Source organism: Actinacidiphila sp. bgisy167, from assembly GCF_057707665.1.
In genome coordinates this window covers 1-6,395 of record NZ_JBYIQP010000150.1, presented here as the reverse complement: position 1 = coordinate 6,395, position 6,395 = coordinate 1, and the positions used below count along the sequence as shown (strand labels likewise).

5 protein-coding genes are annotated in these 6,395 nt (G+C 66.5%); all 5 read right to left on the bottom strand.

The annotated features are described in order from the left end of the window. Positions 1-82: 82 nt before the first annotated feature. Complete coding sequence (locus tag AC3ET4_RS30025; protein ID WP_431954996.1) at positions 83-1,186, bottom strand: ABC transporter ATP-binding protein; 1,104 nt, start codon at positions 1,184-1,186, stop codon at positions 83-85. Next, positions 1,179-2,237 (bottom strand): ABC transporter ATP-binding protein, encoded by a 1,059-nt coding sequence (locus tag AC3ET4_RS30020; RefSeq protein ID WP_431954995.1) that lies wholly within the window; start codon positions 2,235-2,237, stop codon positions 1,179-1,181. Before AC3ET4_RS30020 ends, AC3ET4_RS30025 begins: the two co-directional genes overlap by 8 nt. An 11-nt stretch (positions 2,238-2,248) precedes the next feature. Then, positions 2,249-3,184 carry an ABC transporter permease gene (locus AC3ET4_RS30015; protein ID WP_431954993.1) on the bottom strand — a complete coding sequence of 312 codons (936 nt, stop codon included), beginning with the start codon at positions 3,182-3,184 and terminating at the stop codon, positions 2,249-2,251. Further along, positions 3,177-4,103: an ABC transporter permease gene (locus AC3ET4_RS30010; protein WP_431954991.1), complete on the bottom strand. Its 927-nt coding sequence runs from the start codon at positions 4,101-4,103 to the stop codon at positions 3,177-3,179. Before AC3ET4_RS30010 ends, AC3ET4_RS30015 begins: the two co-directional genes overlap by 8 nt. Positions 4,104-4,260: 157 nt before the next feature. Next, positions 4,261-5,883 carry a peptide ABC transporter substrate-binding protein gene (locus AC3ET4_RS30005; protein WP_431954989.1) on the bottom strand — a complete coding sequence of 541 codons (1,623 nt, stop codon included), beginning with the start codon at positions 5,881-5,883 and terminating at the stop codon, positions 4,261-4,263. Positions 5,884-6,395: the final 512 nt, after the last annotated feature.

The following is a 6,395-nucleotide window of genomic DNA, read 5'->3' as shown; positions in this document are numbered from 1 at the left end:
CCCCCCCCCCCCCCCCCCCCCCCCCCCCCCCCCCCCCCCCCCCCCCCCCCCCCCCCCCCCTCGGGCGTGGTGCGGGTGGTGCTCAGCTCACCGCGTGGACGACGTCCTTCTCCTCCGCGAAGTGGCACGCCGACTCGTGCGCGGCCAGGACGTCCTGGCCCTGGAAGCGCTGCGGGATCGCCAGCAGCGGCTCCTCGGTGGCGCACCGGTCCTGGGCCTTCCAGCAGCGGGTGCGGAAGCGGCAGCCGGACGGCGGGTTGGCCGGTGAGGGGACGTCACCGGCGAGGATGATGCGCTCGCGGTGCTCGCGGGACTCCGGGTCCGGCACCGGCACCGCCGACAGCAGGGCCTGGGTGTACGGGTGGGTCGGGTGGTCGTAGATCTGGGCGTCGGTGCCGATCTCGGCCATCTTGCCCAGGTACATCACGCCGACGCGGTCGGAGATGTGGCGGACGATCGACAGGTCGTGCGCGATGAAGATGTAGGAGAGGTTGAACTCGTCCTGCAGCTTCTCCATCAGGTTGATGACCTGCGCCTGCACCGAGACGTCCAGCGCCGAGACCGGCTCGTCGCAGATGATGATCTCCGGGTTGAGCGCCAGGCCGCGGGCGATGCCGATGCGCTGCCGCTGGCCGCCGGAGAACTGGTGCGGGTACCGGTTGATGTACTCCGGGTTCAGGCCGACGACGTCCAGCAGCTCCTGCACCTTGCGGCGCCGGTCGCCCTTCGGGGCCACCTCGGGGTGGATCTCGAAGGTCTCGCCGATGATGTCGCCGACCGTCATCCGCGGGTTCAGCGAGGTGTACGGGTCCTGGAACACCATCTGGATGTTGCGGCGCACGGCCTTCAGGGCGCGGCCGGACAGCTTGGTGATGTCCTGGCCCTTGTAGAAGACCTCGCCGGCGGTGGCCCGCTCCAGGTTCATCAGCAGCTTGGCGACGGTGGACTTGCCGCAGCCGGACTCGCCCACGATGCCCAGGGTCTCGCCCTGGTACAGGTCGAAGGAGACCCCGTCGACGGCCTTGACGGCGCCGATCTGCTTCTTGAACAGGATGCCCTGGGTCAGCGGGAAGTGCTTGACCAGGTTGCGCACCTGGAGGATCGGCTCGCCGCGCTCGACCGGCTCGGTGATCGCGGCCTCGACGACCTCGGCTGTCGTCTGGTCGGTCGTGGTGACGTCAGCCATGGATCGTCTCCTTCCAGAAGTGGCAGGCGCTGCCGCGACCCGGCAGCTCGCCACCGTCCCGCTCGGTCACAGGGACCAGCGTGGGCACGTCGGTGCGGCAGATGTCCTGCGCCATCTCGCAGCGCGGGTTGAACGCGCAGCCGGTCGGGATGCGCAGCAGGTTCGGGGGCAGGCCCTTGATCGCGTAGAGCTCCTGGCCCTTCTGGTCCAGCCGCGGGATCGACGCCAGCAGGCCCTTGGTGTAGGGGTGCGCCGGGCGCTTGTAGATCTCGTGGACGGGCGCGGTCTCCACGATCCGACCGGCGTACATCACGGCGATCTTGTCGGCCACGTCGGCGACGACGCCGAGGTCGTGGGTGATCAGGATTAGACCCATGTTGAACTCGCGCTGGAGCTCCGCGAGCAGGTCCATGACCTGAGCCTGGACCGTCACGTCGAGCGCGGTGGTCGGCTCGTCCGCGATGATCAGGTCAGGCTCCAGGGCGAGCGCCATCGCGATCATGATGCGCTGGCGCATACCGCCGGAGAACTGGTGCGGGTAGTCGTTCACCCGCTGCTTCGCGGCCGGGATGCGGACCCGGTCCATCAGCTCGACGCTCTTGGCCTTGGCCTCCTTGCGGGAGAGCCCCTGGTGCACGCGGAACATCTCGCCCAGCTGGTAGCCGACGCTCAGCACCGGGTTCAGCGAGGACAGCGCGTCCTGGAAGATCATGGCAATCTTCCGGCCGCGGATCTTGCGGCGCTCCTCCGGGGACATCTTGAGCATGTCCTTGCCCTGGAAGAGGATCTCGCCCTGCGGGATCCTGCCGGGCGGCATGTCGAGGATGCCCATGATCGCCTGAGCGGTCACGGACTTGCCCGAGCCGGACTCGCCCAGCACCGCGAGGGTCTCGCCCGCGTCCACGGTGTAGTTCACACCGTTGACGGCCTTGGCGACACCGTCCCGGGTGTGGAACTCGACGTGCAGGTCGCGGACCTCGAGCAGGGGTGTGCCCTGCTCGCCGGCGCGCCGGGGGGCCGGCACGCCCTCCGTCTTGTCGATGGTGGTCATGTACGCCCTCCTCAGCGCAGTTTGGGGTCGAAGGCGTCGCGGACCGCGTCGCCGAGCATGATGAACGCCAGCACCGTGATGCTGAGCGCGCCGGCCGGGAAGAGCAGCGCGTGCGGGGCGGTCAGGAACCGGTTCTGCACGTCGCTGATCATCAGGCCCCAGGAGATGTTCGGGGCTTGGATGCCGATGCCGAGGTAGGACAGTGCGGCCTCGGCCGCGATGTAGACGCCCAGGTTCATCGTCGTGATGACGATGACCGGTGCCAGGGCGTTCGGCAGGATGTGCCGGAAGGCGATCCGCTTGCTGTCCGCGCCCAGCGCCCTGGCGGCGCTGACGTAGTCGTTGTGCTTGTTGGCGATGACCTCACCGCGCATGATGCGGTAGACCTGCGGCCAGCCGAGGACCGCCAGCACCAGGGAGACCGTCCACACGTTGCCCGTCGCGAACAGCGACGTGATCAGCAGGCCACCGATGAGCAGCGGAACGGCGAAGAAGACCTCGGTCACACGGGAGAGGATCGTGTCCAGCCAACCGCCCTGGAGACCGGCGATCATTCCGAGCGCGCAGCCGACCAGCGAGGTCAGCAGCGTGGTGACCACACCCACGACGATCGAGTTGCGGGTGCCCCACACCGTGCGGGTGTAGATGTCGCAGCCCTGCAGGTCGTAGCCGAAGAGGTGTCCCGAGGAGGGCCGGTCAAGCGAGTGCTGGAGCTGGCAGAAGCCGTCGACGAAGGGGCTCCGCGAGGTGAAGAGCCCCGGCGCGATAGCGAGTGCCAGCAAGAAGAGGATGACGAGGCCCGAGATGATGAACAACGGGTTCTTGCGGAGGTCGGTCCAGCCGTCCTTGAGCAGGCTGGCGGCCCGCGCCGGCTTCTCCTCCGCCGCGGCGGCGGTCGGCTCGCCGGGCGTCGCCGGGACGGACTTTTCGATGGTCTGGTCACTCATAGCGGATCCTCGGGTCGAGCACGGCGTAGAGAATGTCGACGAGCAGATTGGCTCCCAGGTAGATCAGGACCAGGAGAGTCACCAGTCCGACCACCACGGGCCGCTCGCGCAGGTACACCGACTGGGCCAGCTGGCCTCCGATGCCCGGGAGGTTGAAGATCCGTTCGGTGATGATCGCGCCGCCCATCAGCGCGCCGAGGTCCATGCCCAGGAACGTGATGACGGGGATGAGGGAGTTGCGCAGGGCGTGCATGCCGATGACCCGGCGGCGGGGCAGTCCCTTCGCCACAGCCGTGCGCACGTAGTCGGCGCGGACCGATTCCATCATGCTGGCCCGGGTCAGGCGCGTGATGTACGCCATCGATGTGGAGGCGAGCACGAGGCCGGGCAGGATGTAGCTGGTGGGCCAGCCGTCGTCCTTGCCGGAGATGGGGAAGATGGCCAGGTGCACGCCGAGCTCGAGCTGCAGCACGCTGCCGAGCACGAACACCGGGATCGAGATCAGCAGCAGGGTGCTGAGCAGGACCACCTGGTCCAGGAACTTGCCCTTGCGCAGCGCAGTGAGCACACCCGCCAGGATGCCGACGACGGCCTCGATGACGAACGCCGTGACCGCCAGTTGCAGCGTGACCGGGAAGCGCTCGGAGACGATCTCGGAGATCGGGCGGCCGGTGTACGTGGTTCCCAGGTCGCCGGTGAACAGACCGCTGATGTAGTACCAGTACTGCCCGATGAGGGGGTCGTTCAGGTGGTACTGATCTCTCAGGATCGCGGCGATGTTCGGGTCGGCGCGCTTCTCGCCCGCCAAAGCCTGGATCGGGTCGCCGTGCAGGGCGAAGACCAGGCAGAAAATGATGAACGTGACGCCTATCAATACAGGGATCGCCTGCAAGACACGGCGCACGACGTATCGGCCCATCGGTTCTCCAGAGGGGGTGCTGACCCGCCCGCCGCCGGACGGCTGGGGGAGGGGGTGCGGCGGGTCGGACGCGGACGCGGACAGGGTGGGTCAGGGGACACCTCTCGGTCTCCCCTGCCCCACCCCGTTTCAGCCCGCTACATCAAGGGCTTGCTCGTCAGGCGAGCTTGACGGTGTCCCACAGGACGTTGCCACCGGCGATCTTCACGGCGGACAGCTTGGCGCTGTAGCCGGCGTTCAGCTTGTAGAAGTACACCGGGATGTACGGCATCTCCTTGAGGAGGATGTCGTCGGCCGCCTGGTATTCCTTTTGCGCGTCGGCGTCGGTGGCCGCCTTGTCACCCGCCGCGAGGAGCTTCTCGAACTCGGGGTTGGTGTAACCCGCGTAGTTGGAGCCGTTGGCGATGGCGTCCTTGGAGAAGATCGGGCGGAGGTAGTTCTCCATGTTCGGGTAGTCCATGTTCCAACCCATACGGAAGGCGCCACCGTACTTCTTGGCGTCCAGGTCGTTCAGGATGGTCTGGAACTGCTCGAACGGCTTGGCCGTGACCTTGATGCCCAGGTTGGTCTGGATCTGGTTGGCGACAGCCTCGATCCACGCCTTGTGGTCGCCGTCGGCGTTGTAGCCGATCTCGAGGGTGTTGTTCGGGAGGCCGCCGCTCTGCTGGTAGAGCTTCTTGGCCTCGGTCGGGTTCAGCGTGCAGGCGTCGCCGCAGGCGCCCTGGCGGTAACCCGGGATGATCGGGCTGATGAAGTCGTCGGCCGGCATGCGCGAGCCGAGGAAGATCTTCTCGGCGATCGCCTTGCGGTCGATCGACATCGAGATGGCCTTGCGCAGGTCGGCGTTCTGGAAAGCCTTGTTGTACTTCAGCGGGAAGCCGATGTAGCCGACGCCGGAGTCCGACTCGTCGATCGCGCGGTCGCCCAGGTCCTGCTTGTACGTCGCCAGACCCGAGGTCGGGATGCTGTCGTCGATGTCGATGCTGCCGCCCTGCAGGTCGCGGTAGGCGGTGTCAGCGTTCGAGTAGACCTTGAAGTTGATGCCCTTGACCTCGTACTGGGAGGCCTCGGGGAACTTGTCGTACTTGACGACGCTGATCGACTCGTTGTGCTTGACCTTGCCCTTCATCTCGTAAGGACCGTTGCCGATCGGAGCCTCGCCGAAGCCCTTGGGGTCCTTGAAGAAGGCCTTGGGCAGCGGGTAGAAGGCGTTGAAGGACAGCTGGGCCTTGAACGCGGAGAAGGGGGCGGTCAGCGTGACCTTCAGGGTCGAGTCGTCGACGGCCTGCAGGCCGGACAGCTTGTCCGTCTTCGGCTTCTTGCCCTCGCCCGGGTTCAGGTCCGCGTAGCCCGCGATGTGCGAGAACAGTGCGTTGGTCTGCTGGGCGTTGTCCTGGTTGGCGCCGTAGTTCCAGGCGTCGATGAAGGACTGCGCGGTCACCTTCTCACCGTTGTGGAAGGTGTAGCCCGGCTTGAGCTTGATCGTCCAGACCTTGGAGTCCGGCGTCTCGATGGACTGCGCCATGTCGTCGACGATCTTGTTGTCGGCGTCAAGCTTGGTGAGGCCGACGAACAGGGCGTGGACGACCTCGCCACCCTCGGTCTCGTAGGTGTTCGAGGGGACGAGACCGTTCTGCGGCTCGCCTATCTCCATCGACACAATGCCGTCCGACTTGCTGCTGCCGCCGCCGGCGCTGTCCTTGCCACCGCCGCAAGCGGTAGCAGCCATGGCGACGATGATCGCGCCTGCGACCCAAGTGGCGCTCTTGGCACCGCGCATGGGTTTGCCTCCTCAGGAGTCACTGTTTCTACGTGAAAGGGCCGGCCTCACTGACACCCCTGGCAGTGATACCGGTCACCTGTGCTCGTGAGTCGACGCTCCCCATAAGCGCCTGGACCCATTGACCCGAGCTCAACGGCTCCAACTATCGGTCATTGACGGGCCGCTAACCACACACTTGCGATCTCGTTTTGGTCACAACCGGTCCAAAATAATCCCGCAATTCGGACATTTGGATTGTAGACAGACAGCGACGAAACGGACTTGTAACACGATCATCGGTGAACTGTGTCCGGTATTCGGACGTCGCCGGACCAAAATCCGGTTGCCCTCGCGGGCCGCTCGCCACGTGAAGTTACGCGGCTGACGCGTCGCCAGGTACGGGCTGTCGCGCCCGCGCCACTGGCGCAACCGCGACACCGGCAGCGGGCGTCGGTCCCGCGGCCGACCCGCCGGCTTCTCGCCGGTGACTTTTCTCACGCCTCCCATAGGCGCGTGCTGTCATGTCCGTT